The organism is Pseudomonas sp. Irchel s3h9 (assembly GCF_900187475.1).
Taxonomy (GTDB): Bacteria; Pseudomonadota; Gammaproteobacteria; order Pseudomonadales; family Pseudomonadaceae; genus Aquipseudomonas; species Aquipseudomonas neuropathica.
This window is the reverse complement of the sequence record NZ_FYDH01000019.1, coordinates 115451-141798: the sequence shown is the minus strand read 5'-3', so window position 1 is coordinate 141798 and position 26348 is coordinate 115451. Positions and strand designations below refer to the sequence as shown.

Genomic DNA, 26348 nt, shown 5'->3' with positions numbered 1-26348 from the left:
TGGCTTTCGAGTCGCGAGGACGCCCTGAAAACCTAATGTTCCATTCGGATCAGGGCTGTCATTACAGCAGTAAAGTGTTTCGTGAAACGCTGGCGGACATGCGCATAAAACAAAGCATGAGTCGACGGGGAAACTGCTGGGATAACGCTCCGATGGAACGTTTCTTTGGCAGTTTGAAATCTGAATGGATACCCAAGGCTGGTTACCGAAACGAAGACGAAGCCAGCACCGATGTGTTGCGCTACCTGACCCACTATTACAATCGGATCAGGCTGCACAGTTACAACGGATATCGGACTCCGGTAGCAATGGAAGCCTTGGCAGCATGAGAAATGACCTAAACCCTATAACCGTGTCCAGTATCGTTTGACCAGATCAAGGGAATAAAATCCCATTGTGGGAGCGAGCCTGCTCGCGAAAGCGGCGGGTCAGTCAACAAAGATGTTGGCTGAACTGACGCCTTCGCGAGCAGGCTCGCTCCCACAGGGGTTATGGTGCGCGGGTTAAATATCAACCTTGTGGCGGGCGGCGTAGAGGCAGAGCATTTCCATCGCCAGTGTGGCAGCGGCCAGTGAGGTAACGTCGGCGTGGTCGTAAGCCGGGGCGACTTCCACCACGTCCATCCCGACCAGATTGATGCCGCGTAAACCGCCAAGAATCTCCAGCGCTTGCGCGGTGCTCAAGCCGCCGCACACCGGCGTGCCGGTGCCCGGTGCAAACGCCGGATCGAGGCAATCAATATCGAACGTCAGGTACACCGGGTTATCGCCAACCCGCGCGCGGATGGCTTCGACAATGGCGTCGCAACCACGCCGATGCACCTGCCGGGCATCGAGTACCTGAAACCCCATATGATCGTCATTGGTCGTGCGCAAGCCGATCTGCACCGAGCTTGCCGGATCCACCAGCCCTTCCCGAGCGGCGTGCCAGAACATGGTGCCATGATCGACCCGTTTGCCCTCTTCGTCCGGCCAGGTGTCGCTGTGCGCATCGAAGTGAATCAGCGACAACGTCCCATGTTCGCGCGCGTGGGCCTTGAGCAGCGGGTAGCTGATGAAGTGGTCACCGCCAAACGTCAGCATCGCGCTGCCAGCGGTCAGAATGTGCTCGGCGTGAGCTTCGATGCTTTGCGGAATGCTGTGTGGCGCGCCGAAATCGAAATCGCAGTCGCCATAATCGATGACCGCCAGATGATCGAACGGGTCAAACGTCCACGGCCAGTGGCGTTCCCAGGCAATCCCGGTGGAAGCGGCGCGAATCCCGCGTGGTCCGAAGCGGGCGCCGGGACGGTTGCTGGTGGCGGTGTCGAACGGCACGCCGCTGACCGCGACATCGACGCCGCGCAAGTCACGGCTGTAGCGCCGACGCATGAAACTGGTAATGCCGGCGTAAGTACTTTCGGCGGCGGTGCCGTAGAGGCTGTCGCGGGTCATGGCCTGATCGTTTTGCATAGGCACATCCATCGTGGGGCTCCTGTGGTTATTGGTGGCTACGGAAAGTGGTCCACAGACGCGTACGCTGACGCATGTCTTTGAGGCTCATGCTGCGATCGGCATACAGCCGCGCGCGCACTTCGCTCGGCGGATAGATGTCGGGATCGTTACGCACGGCCTCATCCACCAACGGCGTGGCGGCTTGGTTGGCGGTGGCAAAAAACAGTGTGTTGGTCAGTTCGGCCACGGAATCGGGGCGCAGCATGAATTCGATGAACGCCCGTGCGGCTTCGGGGTGCGGCGCGTCTTTGGGAATGGCCAGATTGTCCTGCCACACCAGCGTGCCTTCCTTGGGAATGCGGTAGGCCACTTCGTACGGTTTATTAGCCTTGTGTGCCTGATCAGCGGCCATGCTCGCGTCGCCGTTGTAGGTCAGCGCGAGGCACACGTTGCCGCTGGCCAAGTCATTGATCTGCCGGCCGCTGGCGACATAGAGCACCGACGGCTGGAGTTTCTGCAACAACGCCTCGGCGGCGGCCAAGTCGTTTTTGTCGGTGCTGTAGGGATCCTTGCCCAGGTAATGCAGGGCCAGACCGATGACCTCCTGCGGCGAATCGAGGATCGCGATGCCGCAGTCCTTGAGCTTGCTGGCGTTCTCCGGTTTGAACAGCAGGTCGAGGCTGTTCAGCGGTACGTCAGGCAGACGCTGCTTCACGGCCTCGACGTTCATGCCCAGACCCAGCGTGCCCCAGGTGTACGGCACACCATAGCGATTGCCGGGGTCGACAGCGGCGATTTTCTCCAGCAAATCCGGATCAAGATTGGCGTAGCCCTTGAGGCCCTCATGAGGAATTTCTTTCAAGGCACCCGCCGCAAGTCCACGGGCCAGAACGCTGGACGACGGCACCACCACGTCATAACCACTGCCGCCGGTGAGCAACTTGGTCTCCAGCACCTCGGAAGTATCAAAGGTGTCGTAACGCACATGAATACCGGTTTCCTGCTCAAACCGTTGCAGGGTTGGCGGCGGCACGTAATCGGCCCAGCTGTAGAGATTGAGTGTCTTGTCCTCGGCCTGAGCCTGAACAGCCACCGACAACAAAAGCGCGGGGAAACACAGCTTGAACACGGGAGCCATGACGAACACCTGACCGGAGGAAGTGGTTGCAGGATGCGCCGTCGGATACATTAGAAAAATAGTCGAATAATTATCCTGACTTTACCCCGGAGTAATGTGATGTTGGGTCAACTCCACGACGTGGATTTGCAGCTGTTGCGCCTGTTTGTGCGGGTGGTCGAGTGCGGTGGTTTCAGTGCAGCCCAGGGTGATCTGGGCCTGAGCCAGTCGAGCATCAGCCAGCAAATGGCTAAACTCGAAACTCGCCTCGGCTATCGTCTGTGCAGCCGTGGCAAGGGCGGTTTCAGTGTCACGCCCAAGGGCGAGCAGTTGCTGATCGCGGTGCGCACGCTGTTTGAATCGATTGAAACGTTCCGCCATCAATCCAACGGCGTCGCCGGGCGCTTGATCGGTGAAGTGCGCCTGGGGATTTCCGAGTCGGTCGATCAGTCGGTGCTGCAACGGGTGGCGGCGGCGATCCGGCGTTTTCGCGAGCGTGATGAGTCGGTGCGCATCGAACTGATCAGCGCCATGCCCGGCGAAATGGAACGGCTGCTGTTGCAACAGCGGCTGGACTTGGCGATCGGCTATTTTTCGCAGGTGCAAAGTGCCTTCGACTATCGCCAGTTGTTCAGCGAAACCCAGCATTTGTACTGCGCTGCTGGCCATCCATTGTTCACTGATTACGCACCCAGCGATGCCGCGTTGCAGGCCTGCGACCGAGTCGATCACCCCTATCGATTTTTTCGCAGTGACGAGCCGTTTCAGGGCAAGGTCTGCTCGGCGCGCTCGGAACAGGTGGAAGGCACGCTGACCTTCATTTTGTCGGGTAAACACGTGGGGTATCTGCCGGATCACTATGCGCGGAGCTGGCAAGCGAAGGGCCTACTGAAGCCGATCCGTGAGGGCGAGTTGAGTTTCGAAGTCGACTTTCATCTGGCCCGGCATCGGGCGCAGGTGCCGGGGGATGCGCAAAAAGCTTTTGAAGAGGATTTACTGAGCGCATTCAATCTCGTGTAGGAGCTGCCGCAGGCTCGGGCCGCGATCGGACGATCATTTGATCTTAAAAGATCGCAGCCTCGTTTCACTCGACAGCTCCTACAGGGGAGTTTGCTGATAGCGACCCATAAAACCTGACCTTTCAGGCAGTTATTGCTCGTTGCCCTTACCGCCCTCTTCCGGCATTCTGCGCCTCCATTTTCTGACCCGGCCCCGCCTCGCGGCGCGCAAAACACCATGACCGCCTCTGAAAAAGCCCCGCGCAACAACGACCTGATTTACGGCCTCAACGATCGTCCGCACCTGACCGCCACAGTGTTTGCCGCACTGCAACACGTGCTGGCTAGCTTCGTCGGCATCATCACCCCGACCCTGATCATGGGCGGCGCCCTCGGTCTGCAAAGTGAAATTCCCTACCTGATCAGCATGGCGCTGTTCGTTTCCGGGCTTGGCACCTTTGTGCAAGCCAAGCGTTTCGGCCCGGTCGGTTCGGGGTTGTTGTGTCTGCAAGGCACCAGTTTTTCCTTTATCAGCGTGATTCTCAGCGCCGGGTTCATGGTCAAGGCGCGCGGTGGCGGCACCGATGAAATCCTCTCGACGATCTTCGGTGTGTGCTTTTTTGCCGCGTTCATCGAGGTGGTGCTGAGCCAGTTCATCGGCAAACTGCGCATGTTGATCACCCCGGTGGTCACCGGCACCATCATCACGCTGATGGGGCTGTCGCTGATCAAAGTGGCGATGACCGACATCGCCGGCGGTTTCGGCGCGCCTGACTTGGGCGCAGCCAGCCATGTGTTTCTGGCGGCGCTGGTGATCGGCACCATCGTCGTGTTGAACCGCGTCGACGTGCCGTTTCTGCGCTTGGGCGCGATCGTTATCGGCCTGACCCTTGGCTACGTAGTCGCATGGCTGATGGGCACCGTGGATTTCGCCTCGATGCCAGAGGTGCCGCTGGTCAGCGTGCCAGTGCCGTTCAAGTACGGTTTCAACTTCGACTGGGTGGCGTTCGTGCCAGTGGCGGTGATTTTCCTCGTGTCGCCGCTGGAGGCCGCGGGTGACCTGACCGCCAACTCGATGATTTCCCGGCAACCGGTCAAAGGCCCGCTCTACATCCGGCGGATCAAGTCCGGCCTGCTCGCCGACGGCCTCAACTCGGCCATGGCCGCCGTGTTCAACAGCATGCCAATGGTGACCTTCGCGCAGAACAACGGCGTGATTCAGCTCACCGGCGTGGCCAGCCGTTACGTGGCCTTCTTCATTGCCGGTCTGCTGGTGCTGCTGGGGCTGTTCCCGATGATCGGCGCGGTGTTGCAACTGATGCCGAAACCGGTACTCGGCGGCGCCGAACTGGTGATGTTCGGCACTGTGGCGGTGGCCGGGATCAAGATCCTCGCCGAAGCCGGTCTGCATCGGCGCAACATGCTAATCGTGGCGATTTCGCTGGGCATGGGCCTGGGTATCGCGGCGGTGCCGGAAGTGTTGCGCGAACTGCCGCAAGCGCTGCGCAACATCTTCGAATCGCCGATCACCGTCGGCGCGTTGTGCGCTATCGTGCTGAACATCTTCCTGCCGGAAGAATTCATTGAGCTGGAAGAAGACGATTTCGACCCGGAAGCTTCTATTCTTCAGGTCATGGAAAACCCGGACATGCCGGCCAAAGGTGAACCTGCCCCAGCGGCGGCTGTCGCACAGTTGAACCGCTAACGTCTGGCCTTCAATAGAAAGGGCTGAGCCGGCGACGGTTCAGCCCTTTTTTGTTGAGAGACCGTTTATGCGCCGTTTTCAAGCCGTCATTCTGTCACTGCTCCTGCTGTCCCTCAGTGCCTGTGCGCTATTCCCCAACCGTGATCCGGTGAACATCAACGTAGTCGGCCTCGAACCGTTGCCAAGCCAGGATCTGGAAGTGCGCTTCGCCATCAAGATTCGCGTACAGAACCCCAATGAGACGGCCATCGACTACAACGGCATCGCGCTGGATCTGGAGGTCAACGGTCATTCACTGGCCTCGGGTGTCAGCGATCAGAGCGGTTCGATCCCACGCTTCTCCGAAACCATTGTCAGCGTGCCGGTCAGCATCTCGGCGTTCTCGGTACTGCGCCAGACCTTGGGCCTGAGCCAGACACAAACCCTCGATAATCTGCCCTATGTGCTGCGCGGCAAGCTTGCCGGCGGTCTGTTTGGCACCATGCGCTTTGTCGACAGCGGCAAGCTCAGCCTGCCCAAGGCCACTGCCGCGACCTGGTAAAAATGCGTTAGCCTGCTCCGTTCATTAAAGGCATTCAGGGAGGCTGCAGGTTTATGGAAGACACACCGACGCTGTACACCGAACGACTGATCCTGCGCCCGTTGCAACTGGCCGATGCCGACGCCGTGCAGCAACTGTTTCCCCACTGGGATGTGGTGCGTTATCTGAACGCGGCGGTGCCATGGCCGTATCCCGAGGACGGCGCCCTCACCTATTTGCGCGATGTTGCCTTGCCGGCCGTGGCGGCGGGCAAGGAATGGCACTGGTCGATTCGCCGCAAGTCCGCGCCCGAACAGTTGATCGGCAACATCAGCCTGATGGATCAAACTGACAACCACCGTGGATTCTGGCTGACACCGGCGTGGCAAGGTCAGGGCTTTATGACCGAAGCGAGCGCAGCGGTGACCGATTACTGGTTCAACGTACTTCAACGCCCGCTGATGCGTGTGCCGAAAGCGGCGCCGAATACCGGCTCGCGCAGACTCTCGGAGCGCGCCGGGATGCGCTTGATCTGGACCGATGAAGATGATTTCGTCGGTGGGCGTTTTCCACGGGAAATCTGGGAAATCACCCGGAAAGAATGGCTGGAGCGCCACTGACCCTGCAGACAAAAAAATCCATTGTAGGAGTGAGCCTGCTCGCGATGGCGGTCTGCCAGACACCATAATCGTTGACTGACAGATTGCTATCGCGAGCAGGCTCACTCCTACAGTTTTTGTGTCAGCCAGTGGGTTATGTGTTGAAACGCACCCCAGGTTTGGCCCGTTCATCCACTGACAGCTCAAACACATCCGGCCGCGCGTAGTGCCCGACCACATCGTAGTCATAGCGCGCACGCACCAGTTCATCGGTGTCAATTTGCGCCGTGAGCAACCCCGCCTCGCTGCGCAACGGCCCTGCCAGCACATCGCCCATCGGCCCGACAATCACGCTCCCCCCGGCAATCAACGGGCGATCCGCCGGCCAGTTGGCAATCTCCACGCCCAGTTCATTCGGTGACGCTTGCACCTGACAGGCGCTGACCACAAAGCAACGGCCTTCATGAGCGATGTGGCGCATGCTGACCTGCCACATCTCGCGCTCGTCGACGGTCGGTGCGCACCAGACTTCGATGCCTTTGGCGTACATCGCCGTGCGCAGCAGAGGCATCATGTTTTCCCAGCACACCACCGCGCCGAGCTTGCCAACCTGACTGTCGAACACCGGCAAGGTCGAGCCGTCGCCCTTGCCCCAGATCAACCGTTCGGTGCCGGTGGGCATCAGTTTGCGATGTTTGCCGACGAGACCAGCCTGCGGGTCGAAATACAGCGCCGTGCAATACAACGTGCTGCCAGCCCGTTCAATCACGCCGATCACCAGATTGGCCCCGGTGCGCGCCGACAGACCGGCGAGCGCTTGCGTTTCGGCACCCGGCACATCGATCGCATTGGCAAAATATCGGGCATAGGCTTCGCGCCCCTCGGGCAGGCGATAACCCAATTGCGTGCCGAAGCCCTCGCCTTTCGGATAACCACCCAACAGCGCTTCCGGCATCACCACCAATGCCGCGCCAGCCTCGATGATCGCGCCCTCCCAACTCAGAATCTGCTCCAGGGTCGCGCTTTTGCCTTCGGGCAAAGCGCCGATTTGCAGCGCAGCAACAATTGATTTGGCCATCGCGATAACTCCATGAGGTTCAGTGGTTGCCGATTCTGCGGCGCCACGCGATCATGAATAAAGCCCCATTCACTGCTGAATGATATGAGCCAAATGAATATCGCCACGGTCGACCTCAACCTGCTGAAAGTCTTGGAAGCCCTGCATGAAGAGTCCAGTGCCAGCCGCGCGGCATTGCGACTGGGGGTGACACAATCGGCGGTCAGTGCGGCGCTGCGCCGCTTGCGCGAGGTCTACGGCGATCAATTGTTCGTGCGTACCGGGCGCGGCCTGGCACCAACGCTCAAAGCCAATCAATTGAAACCGGTGGTCAGCGAAGCGCTGAACAAGTGCCGGCAAAGCCTGGCGATGGTCGACCCGGCGGCCAACCAGTACGATGGCCGCTCGGTCACCGTAGGACTGTCGGATGATTTCGAAATTGCCTACGGTCGCCGCCTGATCGAGGAAATTGCCCGCAGCGCTCCGAAGTTGCGCCTGATCTTTCGTCAGACTCATAGCCAGATCGTCGCCCGCGCGCTGATGGAGCGCAGCATCGATCTGGCGATTACGGCCGGAGGCTTTGCCGAGCGCTTGCTCAGCCGTCAGGTGTTGGGCGAAGGCGGTTATGCATGTCTGGTCGATCCGGCGAGCCTTGCGCCCGGTCAGCAGCAGATCGATCTTGAGGAGTTTGTCGACCGCGAGCACATCCTGGTGTCGTCCGGCGGCTTTATCGGGATCACCGATGAGGGCTTGGCGACGCTGGGCCTGACTCGACGGGTCTGCGCGTCGACCACGCATTTCGCCGCGCTGCCGTATTTGCTTAAGGGCAGTCGGGCGGTGGCGACAATTCCGACGCATGCCGCCGAAAGTATTGCTGAGCTCAGCGGCTTGGCGCTGCTGCCCTGCCCGCTGAAGCTGCCGCGTTATCCGATCGAACTGGGCTGGCGTACCAGCACGCAGATCGATCCGGTGGTGGTCAAAGTCCGCGAAGCGATTGCCGCGACGTTCACCTGAAGCGTTACTTGTTCGCGGCCATCAGGCGATTGACTTCACTGCGCACCATGTTGGCGAATTCTGGTGGCGACATGCCGTCCAGTTCCGCGCGGACCCACTCGGCCCATTTGCCTTTGCGCTTGCCACGCTCGCCGAACAAACGCGCGGCTTCGCCTTTGGCTTTGCCCAGATTGTTCTGCCAGAGTTCGAACAGACGGGATTTCTCGTCTTCCAGCGCAGCGCGCTCTGCGAGTGACTTGTCGGCCAGATTGAAACTCATGGGGAATTATCCTGCTGCGTAAAATGGCGACATCTTACACGCTCGACGGAAATCTCCCGCGCAGGTTTTTATTTCTGACCTAAATTCAGTGCAACTTTTCAGCAAGCGCCACACTCCATTGATCACTGTCCATTCAACTGCAAGGAGTCACCCAATGGCCCGCAAATCCGCCGTGCAAGCCGCCGAAGATCAAATTAAGGATCAGGCCTTCAGCGAACTTCAGGCTCTGATCCAAGAGTCCGACAAACTGCTCAAGAGCAGCGCCTCACTGGTCGGCGAGGAAGCGGAAACGCTGCGCGGACAAATCGCCCTGAAACTGCAACAGGCGCTGGATTCGGTGTCGAGCGTACGTGATCGCACCAAACCGGCGGTCGATGCCACCGAGAGCTATATTGGCGGTCATCCGTGGCAGACCGTGGCGATCTCCGCCGGTTTCGGTCTGGTGGTTGGCTTGCTGCTCGGCCGTCGCTGAGTCAGGCACACAAAAAAGGCGAACCCGCTGGGTTCGCCTTTTTTATGCCTGCGTATTTTTGCCGGCTTTGAACCAGTTCCGGGCTTTCAGAACCTGAGCTCAACTCGATCTTTCACGTCGGCGCACATCCCCCATTCACCGCGGTCAGTCCCCTCTCCCTCGGGGAGAGGGCTAGGGTGAGGGGCTTTTGATCTTTGATCACGCCCCCGCCAGTTCACGCAACTGCGCCAGCGTCTGTGCATCCAGCACGATGCCCTCAGCCAGCGACTTGCTGCGCTGCCAATGCCTGCGATCGCCCGGCAACCGCTTGAGGCCGACACTGTGCATCTGCCGCACCAGCTCACCACTGCGCTCGGCAAAACTCTGCCCGGCGGCTTTGCTCGGGTCGATGACGATCAACAATTGCCCGGTCCACGGCGTCTTCGCCCCGGGATGATTGGCCCAATCGAACTCGAAAGAAAAATTCCCTCCCGTTAATGCGGCCGCCAGCAGCTCAACCATCATCGACAGCGCCGAACCTTTATGCCCACCAAACGGCAGCAACGCCCCGCCCTCGAGAATCGCCTTGGGATCCTGAGTCGGCTGACCGAGGCTGTCCACGCCCATTCCGGCGGGCAACCGCTCGCCTTTGCGCGCAGCGATCTGCACGTCGCCATGGGCGATTGCGCTGGTGGCCAGGTCGAAGACAATCGGCGCGGCGCCGGCCCGTGGCGCGGCGAACGCAATCGGATTGGTGCCGAACAGCGGCCGGTCGGCGCCGTGCGGCACCACGCAGGTCATGCTGTTGACCACGCTCAGCGCCACCAGCCCTTCGTCGGCAAATGGCTCGACGTCCGGCCACAACGCGGCGAAATGATGCGAGTTGCGAATCGCCAACACGGCAATCCCGGCACTACGCGCCTTCTCCACCAGCAACGACCGGGCGGCGGCCAGTGCCGGTTGGGCGAAACCGTTGCCAGCATCGACACGCACAAAACCGGAAGCGACATCTTCGACTTGCGGCACCGCCTGGCCGTTGACCCAGCCGCTGTTCAGGGTCGAGACATACCCGGGCATGCGGAACACGCCATGGCTGTGGGCACCATCGCGCTCGGCGCCGGCGCAGTTGGCGGCCAGCACTCGGGCGACTTCGGCGGAGGTGCCGTGGCGCAGAAAAATCGTTTCAAGCAGTTGCGTCAGCGCTTCAAGAGACAACGAGGACGAGACAGCAGAGGACACATGATCGTGTGGCGCAGACATCTGAAGCTCCAGAATGATTATTGGAGGGAACAACAGCGTACGGACGACTTGCCCGCCGATTAACCATGCCACAGCTGTCGGCTGTCAACCCTTGGATTGGCGATGACGGGCGTTGGCTCATGGCACATTTCAACTCGACGTGTGCGGTAACTATGTACCGCCTGCACAGCGACCTGCGTACCTACTCTTGAACTCCCCGCCCACGGCGCCCCGTTCAGAGTTCCAATGATGTCCAGCCTCCTGCTATTCCCCGAGATACTCAAATCCCCGGGCCGGCATGCCAGCCTGGGTCGGACCCACGGCCTCAACAGCAAAGATTTCAGCTGGCTCGCACATGTGCAACTGGCGACCCACGCCCTGCGCAGCGAACAAACCCCGCCCATGCTCGCCGAACGCATTCTGCTAAACGCCGACAAGCAACTCGCCATCCCCCTGCCCGGCAGTTTTATTCTCGGCACTGGGCCGGATGACCATGGCGTGTTTTTGTACACACCTTACGACGGTCTGAAAAAATACAGCGATTACCAGACGCTGATGGACGCGCTGCAAACACGCCTCGATAACGCTGAAGAAACCGATGATCTGTTGGCCTTTCTCAGTGTCTTGCTGCGCAAGGAACTGGTAGAGAAACGCGGCATCACCCTCACCCGCGAAACCATCGAAGGTGATGTGTTTGACGATCAAAAAGCGGCGATCAGCCAGTCTCAGGACACCTGCGCCCGCGATGTGCTGGATGAGCTGAAACGTCTGCCGTCGCTCGCCACTTTGCTGGAGAACATTCTCGGCGAACTGCTCGAACCGCATTTTGGCGATTTACCGCAGTCGCGCACCCGCGTCGGTTTTTACCTCGACAGCGCCCCGATGTCCGCGGAGATGAGGCAATGGGTCAGTTCGCTGTCATTGAGTGAAGCGCTGCTGCTGCACTTTCGCCGTCAGGGCTGGCCGCGCGGCCAGACAGCGGAATTCTCCCACTCGGCCCGCGCAAGCCAGGCGGCTGACCAGACCGCCTGGGGCGATGCGATCAAGTCCGCATCGGGACGACTGACCATGCTGCTGTTTCGACAGCTAGAGGCCTACTGGAATGCCGCGGCATTCGAGGGCTCGCCCAGGCGCACATACTTCAGCCAGGCGTTAAAGGATCAAATGCGTGCAGATCTGATGCTCAAGCGCGAAGCGGAAATCCTGTCTGCCACTGAATTCGACGCCTTGCACAGCGTGATCCGCGAACCGAATGTGGCGTCCCGGCGGCCCAACTTCGAAACCGTGTGTTTGCGCGAGGACACCGCCTACATCGAACTGGCCGGGTCGCTGATGATCAACCATGACAAGGCTTATCTCTACACCCCTACCCAAGGCTTGCAAGTCCTCACCAACTACGCCGATCTCAAACAGACGCTGACCGCCAAACTCAATGCCGCCGGCCATGAAGACGAGCTGTACGGACTGATGAACCTGGAGGAGCGCAATCGCTATCTCGGATTTGCCCACGCGCAAGTATCCGGGGAAAACATCGGCGGCGACATCATCAGCACGCTGTTTGAAGCGATCCTCACCAAACAACGGCAAAACATTGAATTCGTCTTGCAGCTCTTCCGCCAGAGTGAACGCACAACCGACATCCATGCGCTTTTCGACAAAGCGCTGGATATCCGTTCGATGATTCATGAACGTCTGCTCAAGCTCGACGTCAACGAGCGCTGGAGTACCCGACCGTTGTTTTCAAGTGCGCCGCTCTCGTCACGGGTGCAGACCGACAAGGCCAGGCAACTGGCGATAAAGCTTGAACGCGCCGAGGAGAATCTCGGCAGTCACTTCAAGGATCAGCCGACCACGAGCAACGCCGAACAACGCGTGTTTCTCGAAGGTATTCGATGGAAACTGGCACAGGCCTTTGAGGATGGCGTGCGCGCTGAGGCACACATAAGGAACCTCAGCGGTTCCTGGCAGACGGCCGAGCGAAAGATTATCGATGCCGTGTTCGATGCAAAATACGCCACACGCAGGGATCGTCAGTCACTCAATGGCTTCCGGCCGGATGCCTGGTCGCTCAGCGTTACCTGCGCAGGCAAAGCCGATGCACTGTCGCTTGCGCATTGCGTACTGTTGACCGAGCGCGGAGGCATGGACGTCGAGCATTCCGGGCGTGCGATCCTGTGGACGCCGGCCATGGGTCTGGAATCGTTCAACGACATCGCCATCGCGCAGAAGCAACTGCAACAGCGCCTGGACAACAACAACCAGTCTCAGACACTGCTGGAAAATCTGCCAACGGCGCACTATCAGCTGGATCAACAATACACACTGGACCCGTTCCAGTTGATTGAAGGCAACGTGTTGAACGATCGCATGCAATCGGCCATTGAACACTTCCTGGCCCATTGTGAGGCATTACGCGTTTGCATCACGGACAAGGACGTACTCGCCAGTTTCCTTACTCAAATAACAAACACCTCCATCGATACCAACTTGCGCCGGGCCATCGACCTGGCCCGGGCTTTCGTCCGCCAGCAGGACTTCCCTGACTGGTTACGCATAGCGCCGGTCACAGAACAACGCACACAACTGGCACTGCTGGATGAAGTGCGGCGCAGCGTTATCGATGGCAAGGATTTTCTCCACGACGTCCCCGCTTTAGCCAGCCATGTGGAGCAGACGCTGAAAACACTGCTCGACGCCCGATTCCCTGGCACTGATCTCAAACCAAAGCAGATCCAGATCACCCCGAATCTCACGCTGGCAGGCCCGCCCTGCAACCTGCTCGATTTTGCCTTGCATCACTACAACATCGTGCAGGACACCGGGTTCAAGGTCGCCTCGACCATCGCCAGCGCTTTGCCAGCAACGCTCGATCAGTCTGCGGTTCAGCAACTGCTGCAATCCCTCGACATCACCACCGCCTACACCCGGAAAGTCACCGAGGCGCTCTCATCCGACACTGAGCCGGCACGCACCAGCAAAGCACGTTTCATCCGTCAGTTGCCGTGGCAGTTGATGCAGCACGCGCACGCCTTGAAGTTGCAACAACAGTTGTCGCAAAGCGGTTTCGACTACGTTTGCCAGGTTCTGGACATGCCCGACGGCGTAGCGCGCGCCACCGTAGAGGGCGCTCACGCCAGTGCTTGCCCGCTGTCATTGATCAAGACCACCGGTAGCGATTTCGTCGACGCCCTCGGACTTTATGTCATTGGCCCCGGGGCGGGACATACAGGGCCACGCGTGCTCTACGCACCTTACTCGCGGTTCGTATTTCGTGAATTCGAGGACGAGGCGCAATTGATCGAGGCCTTGAATACACCGGGGCATTTTCAGGACCTGGTCATCCGGCGCCTGCCTTCCGGGCAACAAGCCGTCTTCAAGGATCTGCTGAACACGACGATTGGCAAGACCAGTGAAATCAAACTTCACAGCATGCCCATCACCGGCAATCTGCTGGAGCATTTGCACAAGGACACGATCAGCCTTCTAGCGCAACTGCTCGCGTGCCAGCCGCAGATCAACGCACAAGCCGATTGGGAAACCGCGAAGTCCCTGTTCAGTCACGGTGTGCGCCTGGTTCCCCATCTCTTGTCGGGGAAAATCGCCTCGTTGTTTTTTCTCTGGAAAAGCTACAACGACTTCAAGGAGTCCGCCGAAAACCTTCAGGATCATCATTGGGCCAACGCTCTGAAAGGCTTTATCGCCGGGGCGTTATCTCTGTTTAGTCTGGGTCGGCTGTCCTGGGAAACAGAGGCAGAGACGCAAACGGCCGAATTTGCCTCCGGGGCGCAGGCCACTGGATCAAATGTTGCCGAAACCGGCGCGAACACCACGGAAAAAACCGCCGCTCGCTGGTCAAAAGTCCCACCGATTACCACCTCCCGCGCGAACTTGCAGTCTTATGAAACGACCACCGCACTCGACAGCCTCACACTTGATAGCAATAAGCTGGTTTACGGGGATTCATCCAGCACGCACAAATATGCAACGATTGCCGGCAAGGTTTATCCGGTGATCCAGGCCGAAAAAGCCTGGTACTTGCGCAAAAAAGACGGGGGCCGTGGGCCGGCGCTTGAGCAGAAAAACTCACGACTGGTGCTTGCCCACGCCAGTCAGGCCGTGCATCGCTGTCGATCGAGGAGGCCCCTGGCTCTGCAAACCAGAGTGGAGCAGCACTGTTCAATTCTGATGCTGATCCAGGCGCGAGGGATGGCAGAGATCAACCGCAGATATCCCGCCAGAGCCTTCGTGATTCAGCAAGCGGTTACCCGGGCAAGAAACTACGCGTTGTATTGCCTGTATAACTTCGTCGAACATCGCGACAACCTCGGGGGCACTCGTGTGGAAACGGTCCTCAAAGATTTTTTCGACGTGCGACAGGTCACGCCGATGCTGCTGAAGAAAATCGAGAAGGTGATCCTGCCGATTTGCCGCGAACTGACGGACCCAAAGGATGACTTGCTTTACACAGAGCGTTTTTTCGCTGGCCTCAATGCGCGCTACGACGATGACACGGTTGCCTTTGTCTTCAAGGAAGACCGGCGAAAAGTCGTGCACTTCACCGAGCATTTTTTCAATCCGAAACTGGATGTCTACACCGCTTTCTTGCCGCCCAGGTTCAATGTTGATTCCCATGCTCGCGCGATCACGCTGCTGCACGAACTGTCGCACCTGATCAACGATAGCGAAGATTTCGTCTCCGTAGAGGCGATGAGTCCATACCCCGACCTTATCGATACCACCACCGCGGACGGGCAACAGCTCAAAACGGGTCTGGAACGTTATCGTAAATCCTTGTCACGCTCCGCTGCGCCCGAACAGTTATTCGCGAACAGGAATGAGCAAGGGCTGTGGGTAGATCTGGATCAGTTGCCGGAGCAGGCCGATGTCTACAAAAAAGTCCTCAGTCTGACCAAAACCAGAAACCTTGCAGAGGCACGTAAAGCCTTTCGCAATCCGCTCGCTGATGAAGCACGCATCGAAGTGGTGATGGCCAACGCTGACTCGATCGCCTTACTCATCAGCGAAATGGGCAGACAACTGGATCCGCCAACGGCGCCGATACCGTTGCCGGCGCCGACTTCAAGCCAGGCGGATTCAGTGCAAGCGTCACCGTGACCACCTGGACAAAAAAATGCGCCGGTCTAAGGCCGGCGCATTTTTTAAGAACACACTGAGTATTTACCGCGTGATCAATCCTTCTGATCGCGCAAAATATTGCCCGATGCGCCGTCGATGCGGAACTCGTAAACCACGCCGTCCGCCTTGCGTCCTTCACCTTTCCAGTAGCCGTCGTTGTCGGCTTCGATCTCGTAAACCTCGACGTAACCGGCCTTGGTCTTGACGATCTCAATGGCTTTTTCGATGGTGACCCAGCCAGCGCCCGGCCGATCGGCCAATGCTGCGCCAGCACTGAGCAAACCGGCCGTGGCAATCAACGCTGCGAATGTCTTCTTGATCATTTGTTTTCTCCATTTGTGGATAGTGGTCTTGGTCGTCCTGCTTTTTGGGTGCCTGAGGGAAAAATAAGTTCCACTTTGATGGGTAAATGCCATGACGGTTGTTCTCGGTCACTTCCCGACAAGGTTAGAATGGGCGAAATCAGGACGAGTCAATGACCCAAGACACTCTCTCGGAAGCCGAATACGATGCGATCACCGATGCCGCCGCGCATTGGTGCATGCGGGTGCACGCCGATGACTGCACGGACGCCGAACGTCGTGCATTCAAGCAATGGCACGACGCTCATCCCCTGCATGCATTCGAGTACGAGGCCATGCTGGAAATCTGGGAGGTGGCCGAACATTTGCCGCGCCCTGAATCCATTCCGGTTATGCCAGCCCGTCAGGCTTCGCGCTCGTGGCGTCAACTCGCTGTAGCGGCCGGCGTCTGTGCGCTCGCCCTGCCGCTGGCGGCGTACACCGGCTGGAATCTGGGCTGGCTGCCCAACAGCTATCAGCATTTCGCCGCTACCGATACTGTCCGCCAGGTCACGCTGAGTGACGGTAGCCAACTCGAACTGAACCTGAACACTGATCTGACCTTCAGCAATTACAAGGACGAACGCCGCGTCACCCTGAAAAAAGGTGAAGCGTTCTTTACGGTCAGCCACGACATGGCCCACCCGTTTGTCGTCCGCGCAGGCGAAGGCAGGATTCGCGTCACCGGGACGCGTTTCAATGTCTGGATGTATCAGGACCAAGTGCGTGTGAACCTGATCGAAGGTTCGGTGCTGGTCGCCAGCAATCGCTCGTTGCCAGGCGATGGTTTGCGCCTCGGCCCGTCAATGCAGGCGCGCTACAAACAGGGCGATTACATGCCCCAGATCAGCCAGACCTACCCTGGTGATACCTCGCTGGCCTGGCGCAACGGCAAATTGGTACTTGATAACCTGGCACTGAGCGAAGCACTGCCTCTGATCAACCGTTATCTGAGCAATCCATTGGAGCTGGCGGATAACAGCACCGGTACGATTCGCGTGGGTGGCATCTACAACATCAAAGAGCTGAACAATCTCGCCAACAGCCTGCCCAAAGTGCTGCCGGTCTACCTGACCCGTAACAAGGAAGGTAACCCGGTGATCAACTCGATACCGCAACAACCGCCAAAAAGCTGAAGGCCGCACCCCTTGCAGGATGCGGCCCTCTGGCTCAACGTAATTGACGCTCGGGTTTACTGAGTGGCGACCTTCCCCACTTTGTCCAGTGTCTGGCGCACAGTCTGCACCTGATACTGCGGGTCAGCCTGAATCTGCTGTTCGGTGAACGGCAGGACACTCCACTGTTTCTTCGAGAACGCCTCGGTCTGATCCCGCGAATACTTCGACGCCGGATCGCTCGACAGCGAGAACGCCAGCAGCCCCTTGGCGTGCGGGCCCTTTTCGTCGAAGGTCACGACTTGCAGGTAGCTGGTGCCGCTGACCACTTCGAGTTTGCCGTCTTCACGCGGCACACTCTGGATAGCGTTGTAGATGCCCAACGTGCCCGGCCCACCGTGAATTGGCGTCTGTTGCCCGCCGCTGCTGACAACCTGGATATCCCCCCAGCGGGTCTGCGGCTTGAGGCCCATTTTTGTGCTCGACTCGACCGATGCCAACATGGCCTCACGCAGTGCCTTGGCCACGGTTGGCTGCTCGACCGCCAGACCGCGCGGCGTGTGTTGCGCATCTTTGGGATCGAACGCGACACGCCAGACATCCGGCGAAGCCTGCAAGGCCTGCATGATGTTGTGGAAATGCATCAGGCCCATACCCGAATCAAGATTGGCACGGCCATCCCAAGCTTTAAGGCTGGTGCAAACCGGCTTCAGCGCTGGCGCATCGACACCGAGGTCAGAAGCACAGAACTTCAACAGATCCGGCACCACCTGAGTCGCCAGGTACACCTGATCGTCCATCACCATCTGCTGCAGATCCTTCACCGCCAGCGGGCCTTTTTTACTCAGCGTGCTTAAGCGATCCAGAGCAAACCGGGAGCGCAAGCCCAATGGTTGGCTATCCTGACTGATCAGCGGCGAGAAACCGGTCAGCGGTTGCGCCGGGTTGGCCAGCCACGCCGAGTCGTTGGAGTGCTGAACGAAGTCCTTGCGCAGCAGTTGCGGCAATTGGCTGGAAGCATAAATACCCTGCTGCGCCGCTTGCGGATCAATGTCCCATGCGCACGCGCTGTTGGAGCCATCCAGCACGATCATCTGCGTGCCGATACGCGGATCACTGCACTTGGCCAGTTTCTCGGCGTTGACGTTCGGCACCACCGACAGGTTCATGTACAGCGTCTGGCCTTTGTCATCCACGGCCAGGGTGTTGACCCACGGAATGCCCTGAATCTTGTGTACCGAATTCTGCAGTTCCTGAAGCGTGGACGCCTGATTCATCGCGTACCACTGGTTCAGCACGCGATCATTGTCGATATTGGCATCGCGCAGGCTGTAGGCGAACTGATTGTCCCAGTCGAGCTTGCCCGGCCACTGCACGATCGGGCCAAACTGCGAGCTGTAGACATCACGCGAAACCGGCACCACCTGGCCGTCGGCCTGTTTGACCTGCACGGTCACGGTCTGCTTGTTCAGCGGCAAGGATTGGCCATCGAGCATATAGCGTGTGGAATCCTTTGGATCGAGTTGCAGACGATACAAGGTGAAGTGTTTCGACGAATCGACCGTGTGCGTCCACGCCAGATGCTGATTGAAGCCGATATTGATCATCGGCAAGCCTGGCAAGGCAGCGCCCATGACGTCGAGTTTGCCGGGAATGGTCAGATGCATTTGATAGAAGCGCATGCCACCGACCCACGGGAAATGCGGGTTGGCGAGCAACATCCCGCGCCCGTTGAACGAGCGCTCGCTACCCACCGCGACAGCGTTACTGCCACGGTCCAGAGCGAAGCGCTGCTGACGCGCATCGGCCAACTGATAGGCCTGCACATCGTGTTCGATCACCGCGCTCGCCTGCGGCGGCGTAGCCCCAGCCAGCGCCTCGGCGAACTGCCCGACACCACCCTCGACCAGCAGACGGCGGGTCAGCTTCACCAGATCTTGCGGTGCAATCTCACGCACCCACTCGCCCTGACACTGTGGCGGCAAGCCTTGCTGACGACGCTCGCCCAGATAGCGGTTGTAGCCCGCAGCATAGCCTTCGACCAGATCACGCACCTGCGCAGGTTGCGCCTGCCAGAACGCCTTGACCGCTTCCGGTGTGTTGAGCCAGGTAAAGAACACATCGCTGACACGGTTTTCACGCTGCTCGACGGTGAACTGGTCCGGGCCGAAGTAGCGTGAACGCTGACCATTGACCGTCACGATCTCATTGGCCAGCAGACAGAGGTTGTCCTGCGCATAGGCATACCCGATGCCGAAACCAAGCCCTCGCTCGTCCTGCGCACGAATATGCGGCACACCAAAAGCGGTACGGCGAATATCGGCGCTGACATCCGTGGCCGGGCTGAACGCATAGGCCGAACAACTCAGCCCGAAAGCCACGCTGGCCAAGGTCAGTCCCATTAACTGTCTGGAAATTATCACGCTCGCTCCTGATCGACATGCCAAAGAGCGAACCCGGCGCTGGCACGGATCCGCTCTGGAAACACCCACGCGTCCACGCGCAATGAGCCTGTCCAAGAAACGAAGTCAGAGGAAAAAATTTAGGCTCTCCACGTAATCCCCGAAGCAGAATCAAAAGCCCCTCACCCTAGCCCTCTCCCCGGAGGGAGAGGGAACTGACCGAGGTGATTGCCAGAGTTACGCCCACGTGAAATGCCGAGCCGAACTCAAATCCAGAAGCAGATCAAAAGCCCCTCACCCTAGCCCTCTCCCGGAGGGAGAGGGAACTGTCCGAGGTGATTGCGAGAGTTACGCAGACTTGAAATACCGAGCTGGACTGAAATTCAGAAGCAGATCAAAAGCCCCTCACCCTAGCCCTCTCGCGGAGGGAGAAGGAACTGATCTGAGGTGACCAAACCCAACCACACCCCGCCCCTCACCACTCCACAGGATGAGCGTTAGCTCGGCTGCAGCTCTTGATCTTGCCGTGCTGGCCCCTTCGGCAGGCTGAGTGGAGGGATTGATCCGGGGGTGGGAGCGCAGCGACCGTTTGGCGAAGCCAAACACAGCGAGAGGAGGTGCAGCGAAGCAAACCGTAGGCGCTGCGCCCGGATCGATCCCGAAGCGAAGGAACCCCGAGCCCCAGCGAGTGGGCCGAACGCCGGGGCCCAGCCTTTTGCTTACTTTTCGGCGTCTGGAAAAGTGAGTCGCTGTAAGAGCGAAACCGCCAGCCGCAACACCCAAAAAAACGGATATACACCCAAAACCCAAAGAACCTGGTCGGCCCAAAGGCCGCCAAGGCCAACCCGCAATCACAAGGAAAAGACAAATCCCCGACAAAATTTCTACATTTTTTCTTTCATGATTTGTCGTGCTGATACGTCTTGTTCTAGAGAGCGCAAAAAAACCACCCCGATCAGACTCTGAAAAGGAGTAATCGCATGTACAACTCGCAACTACCAACGGACGGTAGCCAGGCACCCAAAGGAGTTTCCATGAGCCCTCACGCGAGCGATTTCGGGCAACGCGTCGAGCGTCACGGTAACGAACGCATCCGCTTGCTGCTGAAAAGTTTCGGGCTGCGCACCAGCCTGATTCGTCTGAAAGTCATCGACGCCTTGCTGGTCGCCGCACAAAGCGAGCGGCGCCTCGGCGTGCGCGGTGTCCACAGCCAATTGCTGGACCTGGATATTCCGCTGTCCTTCCTCAGTGTGCGTGAGGTGCTCAAGCGCCTGTGCGCCGAAGGCGTGATCACCTTCAATGAAGATAAGAGCTACAGCCTGCATCCACAGGCCGCAGCTGTCCTCAACCACGATTGAAGCGTGCAGCCATCGCCGTCAAGGCTTGACCTTGCGGCGCATCACGCCGTTGATCACCACCACGATCACCGCCACGCCGATGGCGACGAACTGAAACGTCTTCTCCGAAATCATGCCGGCATTTTGCAGCCAGGACAGGCCGAGCATGATGGCCAGGACCGACACGGCGATCAGAATCGAATAAATCAAGCGTTGCTTGTGGGTCATTGCGGCTTCCTGAAACTTTGAAATGTATCCGGTTTGTATCCGTTTGCATGCCATGCACTTACCGTTCTACGGGGATGCGCCGCTGCAATCGGGGTCTCATGTTACAGCCGATGAAGAGTTTTGGCTTCATGACGGCGTAACCATGAGGAATTTTCAAAATGCTGCGTCGAATCACCTGGCTGATTCCCATTCTTGCCCTGCTGACCCTGAGTGGCTGCATCATCTTCCCCCACGGCGGCTGGCATGACGATCACCACCGTTACTACCAGGGTGGCCCTGGTTATTACCAACATCGCTAGAACAGGATTGTTCGCCCTGCCCGTTTGCCAATGAACAGACCGTGACAGGAAATCAACAAGTCCGATTAACTTCAAACAAAGCCCGCCTCGTTGCGGGCTTTTCTGTTTTTGCCAAATGCTTCTATAAATCGCTCTAACTTGTGCGCTGCGCTAAATCAAATCACTAAATAAGTTGCAAGCATTTGAAATCTAATGTCGCAGCAAAACAATAGGCTGGACGCACATCTGCAACTAATCTCTGGCAACTTCCTTTCACTCACTAACAGGAACGTTTATGCAGAGAACTCTTATACAGATCCGGCCGCAAAAAGCGCTCGGATTTTGTTTGGTGATCAGCGCGTTTGAACTTCTGACGTATATGGCCAGCGACTTGATCATGCCTGCGATGTTAAGCGTTACCACCGAACTTGATGCCGATGTGCGGCATGTACCGAACGCTTTCAATCTTTATCTGCTTGGCGGTGTCTGCCTGCAATGGCTGATTGGGCCGCTGTCCGATCAATGGGGGCGAAGGCGGGTATTGTTGATCGGCTGCGCGTTATTTGCGGTCGCCTGCGCGGGGGCCTACAGCACCGAAAGCATTGAAGCCTTCAATCTACTGCGACTGCTGCAGGGCATGGGCCTGGGTTTCGTTGTGGCGGTCAGTTATCCGGCCCTTCAGGAAGTGTTCTGTGAAGCGGATGCGGTGCGTTTGATGGCTCTGCTCGGCAATATCGCCCTGCTTTCACCCTTGATGGGGCCGCTACTGGGCATTCTGCTGCTGCAATGGTTGTCTTGGCGCGAATTGTTTCTGGGGCTGGGTCTGGCCGCGTCGATGGTCTGGCTGGGGCTTTTTGCCTGGATGCCGGAAACCGTCGGCGTCGCCCGTCGAGACGGACACAAGCAACCGGCCGTGCGTTTCTCCTTGCGCCAGACTTGCAAGCGTTATCGCGCCCTGTTCGGCAATCGCCGATTCCTCGCCGCCAGTTTGGCGCTGGGGCTGATGAGCCTGCCGCTGATCGCCTGGATCGGCCTGGCGCCATTGCTGCTGATCGAGTTGCTCGGGCTGACGCCGCTTGAATATGGCGTCTGGCAAATCCCGATTTTCTCTGCGGTGATTGTCGGCAATCTGATCCTTGACCGGTTGCTGATCACTCACGCCTTGCCGCAACTGATCCGCTTGGCGCTCTGGCCTTTTTGCCTGGGGCTTCTGGCCCTGATCGTCTGCGCACTGGCTGGCGCCGGACTCGGTCCGGTGGTCGCCAGTCTGGCGTTGTACGCAGTCGGATTGGGTATGAGCAATGCCGCGCTGTATCGGTTGGCGCTGTTTGCCAGTGATGACAGCAAAGGTCTGGTATCGGCACTGGTCGGGATGATTTCGATTGCCGTGATGGGCCTCGGCGGCTTGCTGATTGCTGCCATCGGCGGTGGCGCAAGGCTCGAGCTTTTCGCGCTTTGCGCCGCTTTCAGCGGCTTAATGTGTCTCCCTCTGTTGCAGGGTTTGTTGCAACGCACCCCTCCCGACTCCGCCTCTGCTCAGTAAAGGAATATTGAATGCATCACTTCCCCGCCAGCGATGCGCTTTGCGCGTTGCCACACCCCTATTGCCCGGATTCCGTGCCGGTAGGCCTGTTCGATCAGGCCATGACCGAGATCAGTCGGTTTCATTGCCGGCACACCCCCGGCTACGCCCATTGGCTGAACGCCAACGGCCTCGACGAACAGGACCTGGACAGTCTAGATGACTGGGCCCGTCTGCCGCCGATTCTGGCGAACTTCTTCAAACAGCAATTGCTGCTCAGTCCGACCGGAGAGCGCGCCCTGGAACTGACATCGTCCGGCACCAGCGGCCAGAAAAGCCGTATGCGCTATGACCCGCGCAGCCTCGCGGGCGCTCAGTTCATGGTCGAGCGGATCTTCAGTCATTACGGCTGGTACTCACCAGATACGCCTTGCAATTACCTGCTGCTGAGCTACGAACCGCAAGGTGCGATCACCTTGGGAACGTCGTATACCGATCAGTTCCTGTGCCGCTTTGCTCCCGTCAACCGCGTCGCCTACGCGTTACGCAGTAACGGCGACGGCCATCAATTCGATGTGTTCGGCGTCATCACGGCCCTGCAATCGTTCGCCGCAGAAGGCCTGCCCGTGCGCATTTTCGGTTTCCCGGCGTTCCTTTGGCAGACCCTGCAACACATGCAGGCCACCGGCGTGCCTGAGCTGAAACTGCCGGCAGGTTCGCTGGCATTTTTTGGCGGTGGCTGGAAAACCCGAGCCAGCGAGGAAATCCCCAAACAGCAATTGTATGGACGCATCGCCCGGCAACTGGGCATCGAAACCTCGCGGTGCCGCGACGGTTACGGTGCAGTCGAGCACGCCGTGCCGTACATCGAATGTGACCGGCATCATTTTCATGTGCCGGTTTACGCCAAGGCGTACGTGCGCAATGCGCAGGATTTTTCCATCCAGCCCTACGGCCAGCAAGGCTTGCTGGGATTCGTCTCGCCCTACATTTCGTCCAGCCCGGCGCATGCGGTGGTGATGAGCGATCTGGCGACGCTGCACCCGGGCTCAAGTTGCGGCTGTGGCCTCGCCAGCGACTGGTTCGAACTGCATGGCCGTGCGGGCACCACCGCCGGCAGGAGTTGCGCGATGGCCGCCTCCGAATTATTGGGGAGGCACTGACATGTACCTGCTCAACGGAGAGCTTTTCGCTGAAATTGACCTCGACAACGCACTGGCGCAACTGCATCAGACCTTGCCGCACCACCTCAGCACACCGCTGGATAGCGCCGTCGTTCTGACCGCCGCGGGCAACTTTGCGCGGCATCTGCACAGCGCCGAACTGCCGCTGGATGACGAACAACGCCTGGCGCTGATTGATTTCTGTCAGCCTCACGCCCTGCAAACCAAACTTGAACGCGAACTGGGTGATCAGGCCGATTCACTGCGGCGTGTTGATTATCAGCAATCGCGCTTTGAGCGCTGGAGCCCCTTGGGCCTGGTGGTTCACATCACCCCGGCCAACGCGCCGCTGCTGGCCTGCTGCGCCATGCTCGAAAGCCTGTTGGCCGGTAACCTCAACTGGCTACGCCCCAGCCGCAGCGACCAAGGCCTGACCGCGCGCCTGCTGCACGCATTGGTGCAATGCGACCCCAGCGGTCAACTATGCCATTACGTCGCGGTGTTACCCGTAGCCACGGAGCAGATCGGCCGCTTGTGCAAAATGGCCAATGGCGTATCGGCGTGGGGAGGCGAAACCGCGCTGCAAGCCATCCGCCAACAGTTGCCACCCGGATGCCGCTGGATCGACTGGGGGCACCGCATCAGTTTCGCCTACCTGACGCCAGACGCGGCCTCGCCGCCAGCACTGGACGCAATTGTCGATGAAGTCTGCCGACTGGACCAACAAGCTTGCTCCAGCCCGCAATGGTTGCTGGTCGACAGCGACGATCCCGCCGTTGTGCAAGGCATCGGCAGCGCACTGTCCGAGGCATTCGAGCGTCGCGTCGGGCAATGGCCGGCGCTGACTCCGACGGTTCAGGAAGCCAGCGAGATCACCAGCCATACCCTGATGGCGCGTCTGGGCCAAAGCTTTTCCGGCAGCACCGGGCAGGTCTGGAGCGCGACGGGCTGGCGGCTGATCTGGAGCCATGATCGGTTGCTTGCGCCTTCGCCGCTGTTTCGCACATTGCTGCTCAAACCACTGCCACGGGCGCGACTGACGCAAACGCTGCTGCCTTGGCGCAACGTGTTACAGAGTTGCGCGCTGGTCTGCGGTGAGGCGCAGATCAATGAACTCGCACGCACATTGATTGCAGCGGGCGTCAGCCGAATTACGCCGATCAATGCGATCCATGACGGCTACGACGGCGAGCCCCACGACGGCGTTTACGCACTGCAACGCCTGAGCCGCCGCGTGTCGGTCAGCCTCGCGCCAACGCAGTTGCCCACCCATATGAACCTCGACCAGCCACCTTGCGCACTCACACTGACAGGTCTGCCGATCACCGACAAAGCAGCGTTTATCGGGCAACCGACGACAGCGGCGGCGCAGCTGTTTTTCCGCTCCGGCGGCAGCAGCGGCACACCGGCGCTGTCGGGCTTCAGTTACCGCGATTTTCAACGGCAAATGCGCGCGACGGCCGATGGATTGTTCGCGGCGGGCCTTGATCCGCGCCGCGACAAGGTGATGAACCTGTTCTTCAGTGGCGGCTTGTACGGCGGCTTCTTCAGTTTTGCCAAAGTCCTGGAATTGCTGGGTGCGACGCACCTGCCCATGGGCGCGCCGGCCGACGATGATTACCGCGATATTGCGCAAGTGATCATCGAGCAGCGCGTGACCGTGCTGATCGGCATGCCCAGCACCCTGCATCGATTGTTCCTCAACGAGGGGCCGCGTCTGTGTCGTTATGGGGTGATTGAAAAGGTTTTCCTCGGCGGAGAGCACATCAGCGATCAGTGCCGCGAATTACTGCATCGCTGCGGCGTCGCCAGCATCCGTTCGGCGGTGTACGGCAGTGTCGATGCGGGGCCATTCGGGCATGCCTGCGCCGCCACCGGCGACGGCGTGTTTCATCTGATGGACGCTATCCAGCAGCTGGAAATCGTCGCACTGGAGCAGGACAAGCCGGTCATTGGCGATGAAGTCGGCCGTTTGCTGTTCACCTCCAAAGCACGTGAAGGCCAACAGGTGCAGCGCTATGAAGTCGGCGACACCGGCCGCTGGCTGCCCGGCGACTGCCCGTGCGGGCTGAATTCGCCGCGTTTCGAATTGCTGCAACGACACGGCCGGCTGCTGCGCATCGGCAGCGATTTCATCTGTCTGAACGAACTCGCCCGGCACTTGCAGGCGCCGTTTCAGTTACACCTCGATCACGCCCCCGATGGCCTCGAGCGCCTGCTGATTCACAGCCCTGGCGAACCCGCAGACATTCTCTGCCGACTCGAGGGCTACGCGACGCTGGCGACACTCGTGCGCACCGGGCTTCTCACCGTGCAGGCGCAAACCTGCGAGCCGCAACATTTCGACAGAAACAAACACAGCGGAAAGATACCGCCAGTAATCGATTCGCGCCGTTAACAGCGATCGTCAGCCATGGCCAAAATAATTAACGAG

22 protein-coding genes are annotated in these 26348 nt (G+C 59.1%); 14 read left to right on the top strand and 8 right to left on the bottom strand.

What is annotated here, in order from left to right:
* On the top strand, positions 1-329 hold a 329-nt coding region (locus CKW26_RS26525), incomplete at its 5' end, for an integrase core domain-containing protein (protein ID WP_141231883.1).
* Positions 330-503: 174 nt separating this feature from the next.
* Here CKW26_RS26525 and speB read toward each other — a convergent pair.
* A complete protein-coding gene (gene speB, locus CKW26_RS26520; RefSeq protein WP_095050755.1) occupies positions 504-1463 on the bottom strand; it encodes an agmatinase in 960 nt (319 codons plus the stop codon).
* 16 nt (positions 1464-1479) lie between these two features.
* Complete coding sequence (locus CKW26_RS26515) at positions 1480-2571, bottom strand: polyamine ABC transporter substrate-binding protein (RefSeq protein ID WP_095050762.1); 1092 nt, start codon at positions 2569-2571, stop codon at positions 1480-1482.
* A 99-nt stretch (positions 2572-2670) separates the two neighbouring features.
* Here CKW26_RS26515 and CKW26_RS26510 point away from each other — a divergent pair, with 99 nt between their 5' ends.
* The 4 genes from CKW26_RS26510 to CKW26_RS26495 all read left to right on the top strand — a co-directional run bounded on the left by CKW26_RS26510 (position 2671) and on the right by CKW26_RS26495 (position 6393).
* On the top strand, positions 2671-3570 hold the full coding sequence (locus tag CKW26_RS26510) for a LysR family transcriptional regulator (RefSeq protein ID WP_095050754.1): 900 nt from the start codon (positions 2671-2673) through the stop codon (positions 3568-3570).
* Between the two features lie 216 nt (positions 3571-3786).
* Complete coding sequence (locus CKW26_RS26505) at positions 3787-5253, top strand: nucleobase:cation symporter-2 family protein (protein WP_034156004.1); 1467 nt, start codon at positions 3787-3789, stop codon at positions 5251-5253.
* Between the two features lie 67 nt (positions 5254-5320).
* A complete protein-coding gene (locus CKW26_RS26500) occupies positions 5321-5794 on the top strand; it encodes an LEA type 2 family protein (protein ID WP_093432857.1) in 474 nt (157 codons plus the stop codon).
* Positions 5795-5847: 53 nt separating this feature from the next.
* Positions 5848-6393: a GNAT family N-acetyltransferase gene (locus tag CKW26_RS26495; RefSeq protein ID WP_095050753.1), complete on the top strand. Its 546-nt coding sequence runs from the start codon at positions 5848-5850 to the stop codon at positions 6391-6393.
* 133 nt (positions 6394-6526) lie between these two features.
* On the opposite strand, the gene CKW26_RS26490 is transcribed toward CKW26_RS26495, so the two are convergent.
* Positions 6527-7450 (bottom strand): carbon-nitrogen hydrolase family protein, encoded by a 924-nt coding sequence (locus CKW26_RS26490; RefSeq protein ID WP_095050752.1) that lies wholly within the window; start codon positions 7448-7450, stop codon positions 6527-6529.
* Between the two features lie 84 nt (positions 7451-7534).
* On the opposite strand from CKW26_RS26490, the gene CKW26_RS26485 reads away from it, so the two are divergent.
* Complete coding sequence (locus CKW26_RS26485) at positions 7535-8443, top strand: LysR family transcriptional regulator (RefSeq protein ID WP_095050751.1); 909 nt, start codon at positions 7535-7537, stop codon at positions 8441-8443.
* Positions 8444-8447: 4 nt separating this feature from the next.
* Here CKW26_RS26485 and CKW26_RS26480 read toward each other — a convergent pair whose 3' ends face one another.
* Positions 8448-8702 carry a hypothetical protein gene (locus tag CKW26_RS26480; RefSeq protein ID WP_007917411.1) on the bottom strand — a complete coding sequence of 85 codons (255 nt, stop codon included), beginning with the start codon at positions 8700-8702 and terminating at the stop codon, positions 8448-8450.
* Between the two features lie 154 nt (positions 8703-8856).
* Here CKW26_RS26480 and CKW26_RS26475 point away from each other — a divergent pair, with 154 nt between their 5' ends.
* Positions 8857-9174, top strand: a complete 318-nt coding sequence (locus tag CKW26_RS26475) for a YqjD family protein (protein WP_007917413.1) — start codon at positions 8857-8859, stop codon at positions 9172-9174.
* A gap of 198 nt (positions 9175-9372) precedes the next feature.
* Here the strand turns inward: CKW26_RS26475 and CKW26_RS26470 are convergent, their stop codons facing one another.
* A complete protein-coding gene (locus CKW26_RS26470; protein WP_095050750.1) occupies positions 9373-10413 on the bottom strand; it encodes an Ldh family oxidoreductase in 1041 nt (346 codons plus the stop codon).
* Positions 10414-10638: 225 nt separating this feature from the next.
* Here CKW26_RS26470 and CKW26_RS26465 point away from each other — a divergent pair, with 225 nt between their 5' ends.
* Positions 10639-15507 carry a dermonecrotic toxin domain-containing protein gene (locus CKW26_RS26465; protein WP_256579967.1) on the top strand — a complete coding sequence of 1623 codons (4869 nt, stop codon included), beginning with the start codon at positions 10639-10641 and terminating at the stop codon, positions 15505-15507.
* 74 nt (positions 15508-15581) lie between these two features.
* On the opposite strand, the gene CKW26_RS26460 is transcribed toward CKW26_RS26465, so the two are convergent.
* Positions 15582-15851: a PepSY domain-containing protein gene (locus tag CKW26_RS26460; protein WP_093432877.1), complete on the bottom strand. Its 270-nt coding sequence runs from the start codon at positions 15849-15851 to the stop codon at positions 15582-15584.
* A gap of 152 nt (positions 15852-16003) precedes the next feature.
* On the opposite strand from CKW26_RS26460, the gene CKW26_RS26455 reads away from it, so the two are divergent.
* Positions 16004-17005: a FecR family protein gene (locus CKW26_RS26455; RefSeq protein ID WP_095050749.1), complete on the top strand. Its 1002-nt coding sequence runs from the start codon at positions 16004-16006 to the stop codon at positions 17003-17005.
* A 56-nt stretch (positions 17006-17061) separates the two neighbouring features.
* Here the strand turns inward: CKW26_RS26455 and CKW26_RS26450 are convergent, their stop codons facing one another.
* Positions 17062-19407 (bottom strand): acylase, encoded by a 2346-nt coding sequence (locus tag CKW26_RS26450; protein ID WP_095050748.1) that lies wholly within the window; start codon positions 19405-19407, stop codon positions 17062-17064.
* Positions 19408-20366: 959 nt separating this feature from the next.
* On the opposite strand from CKW26_RS26450, the gene CKW26_RS26445 reads away from it, so the two are divergent.
* Positions 20367-20744, top strand: a complete 378-nt coding sequence (locus CKW26_RS26445) for a fe2+ zn2+ uptake regulation protein (RefSeq protein ID WP_095050747.1) — start codon at positions 20367-20369, stop codon at positions 20742-20744.
* 18 nt (positions 20745-20762) lie between these two features.
* On the opposite strand, the gene CKW26_RS26440 is transcribed toward CKW26_RS26445, so the two are convergent.
* A complete protein-coding gene (locus CKW26_RS26440) occupies positions 20763-20951 on the bottom strand; it encodes a hypothetical protein (RefSeq protein ID WP_038363103.1) in 189 nt (62 codons plus the stop codon).
* A gap of 158 nt (positions 20952-21109) precedes the next feature.
* Here CKW26_RS26440 and CKW26_RS30120 point away from each other — a divergent pair, with 158 nt between their 5' ends.
* From CKW26_RS30120 to CKW26_RS26425, 4 genes are all read left to right on the top strand, one after another.
* A complete protein-coding gene (locus CKW26_RS30120; RefSeq protein ID WP_176471331.1) occupies positions 21110-21250 on the top strand; it encodes a hypothetical protein in 141 nt (46 codons plus the stop codon).
* Between the two features lie 274 nt (positions 21251-21524).
* On the top strand, positions 21525-22772 hold the full coding sequence (locus CKW26_RS26435; protein WP_095050746.1) for an MdfA family multidrug efflux MFS transporter: 1248 nt from the start codon (positions 21525-21527) through the stop codon (positions 22770-22772).
* 11 nt (positions 22773-22783) lie between these two features.
* Positions 22784-23914 carry an acyl-protein synthase gene (locus CKW26_RS26430; protein ID WP_095050745.1) on the top strand — a complete coding sequence of 377 codons (1131 nt, stop codon included), beginning with the start codon at positions 22784-22786 and terminating at the stop codon, positions 23912-23914.
* A gap of 1 nt (position 23915) precedes the next feature.
* The gene (locus CKW26_RS26425; RefSeq protein ID WP_095050744.1) at positions 23916-26312 is read left to right on the top strand and encodes an acyl-CoA reductase; all 2397 of its coding nucleotides are present in this window, start codon (positions 23916-23918) and stop codon (positions 26310-26312) included.
* The last annotated feature ends 36 nt before the right edge of the window (positions 26313-26348 follow it).

What these genes read in the sequence shown, in the direction of transcription:
- speB (WP_095050755.1), bottom strand. Translation starts at nt 1,463, where the DNA reads ATGGATGTGCCTATGCAAAACGATCAGGCCATGACCCGCGACAGCCTC.
- CKW26_RS26505 (WP_034156004.1), top strand. Translation starts at nt 3,787, where the DNA reads ATGACCGCCTCTGAAAAAGCCCCGCGCAACAACGACCTGATTTACGGC.
- CKW26_RS26435 (WP_095050746.1), top strand. Translation starts at nt 21,525, where the DNA reads ATGCAGAGAACTCTTATACAGATCCGGCCGCAAAAAGCGCTCGGATTT.
- CKW26_RS26500 (WP_093432857.1), top strand. Translation starts at nt 5,321, where the DNA reads ATGCGCCGTTTTCAAGCCGTCATTCTGTCACTGCTCCTGCTGTCCCTC.
- CKW26_RS26475 (WP_007917413.1), top strand. Translation starts at nt 8,857, where the DNA reads ATGGCCCGCAAATCCGCCGTGCAAGCCGCCGAAGATCAAATTAAGGAT.
- CKW26_RS26495 (WP_095050753.1), top strand. Translation starts at nt 5,848, where the DNA reads ATGGAAGACACACCGACGCTGTACACCGAACGACTGATCCTGCGCCCG.
- CKW26_RS26440 (WP_038363103.1), bottom strand. Translation starts at nt 20,951, where the DNA reads ATGACCCACAAGCAACGCTTGATTTATTCGATTCTGATCGCCGTGTCG.
- CKW26_RS26480 (WP_007917411.1), bottom strand. Translation starts at nt 8,702, where the DNA reads ATGAGTTTCAATCTGGCCGACAAGTCACTCGCAGAGCGCGCTGCGCTG.
- CKW26_RS26425 (WP_095050744.1), top strand. Translation starts at nt 23,916, where the DNA reads ATGTACCTGCTCAACGGAGAGCTTTTCGCTGAAATTGACCTCGACAAC.
- CKW26_RS26490 (WP_095050752.1), bottom strand. Translation starts at nt 7,450, where the DNA reads ATGGCCAAATCAATTGTTGCTGCGCTGCAAATCGGCGCTTTGCCCGAA.
- CKW26_RS26445 (WP_095050747.1), top strand. Translation starts at nt 20,367, where the DNA reads ATGTACAACTCGCAACTACCAACGGACGGTAGCCAGGCACCCAAAGGA.
- CKW26_RS26455 (WP_095050749.1), top strand. Translation starts at nt 16,004, where the DNA reads ATGACCCAAGACACTCTCTCGGAAGCCGAATACGATGCGATCACCGAT.
- CKW26_RS30120 (WP_176471331.1), top strand. Translation starts at nt 21,110, where the DNA reads ATGCTGCGTCGAATCACCTGGCTGATTCCCATTCTTGCCCTGCTGACC.
- CKW26_RS26485 (WP_095050751.1), top strand. Translation starts at nt 7,535, where the DNA reads ATGAGCCAAATGAATATCGCCACGGTCGACCTCAACCTGCTGAAAGTC.
- CKW26_RS26515 (WP_095050762.1), bottom strand. Translation starts at nt 2,571, where the DNA reads ATGGCTCCCGTGTTCAAGCTGTGTTTCCCCGCGCTTTTGTTGTCGGTG.
- CKW26_RS26460 (WP_093432877.1), bottom strand. Translation starts at nt 15,851, where the DNA reads ATGATCAAGAAGACATTCGCAGCGTTGATTGCCACGGCCGGTTTGCTC.
- CKW26_RS26510 (WP_095050754.1), top strand. Translation starts at nt 2,671, where the DNA reads ATGTTGGGTCAACTCCACGACGTGGATTTGCAGCTGTTGCGCCTGTTT.
- CKW26_RS26430 (WP_095050745.1), top strand. Translation starts at nt 22,784, where the DNA reads ATGCATCACTTCCCCGCCAGCGATGCGCTTTGCGCGTTGCCACACCCC.
- CKW26_RS26470 (WP_095050750.1), bottom strand. Translation starts at nt 10,413, where the DNA reads ATGTCTGCGCCACACGATCATGTGTCCTCTGCTGTCTCGTCCTCGTTG.
- CKW26_RS26465 (WP_256579967.1), top strand. Translation starts at nt 10,639, where the DNA reads ATGATGTCCAGCCTCCTGCTATTCCCCGAGATACTCAAATCCCCGGGC.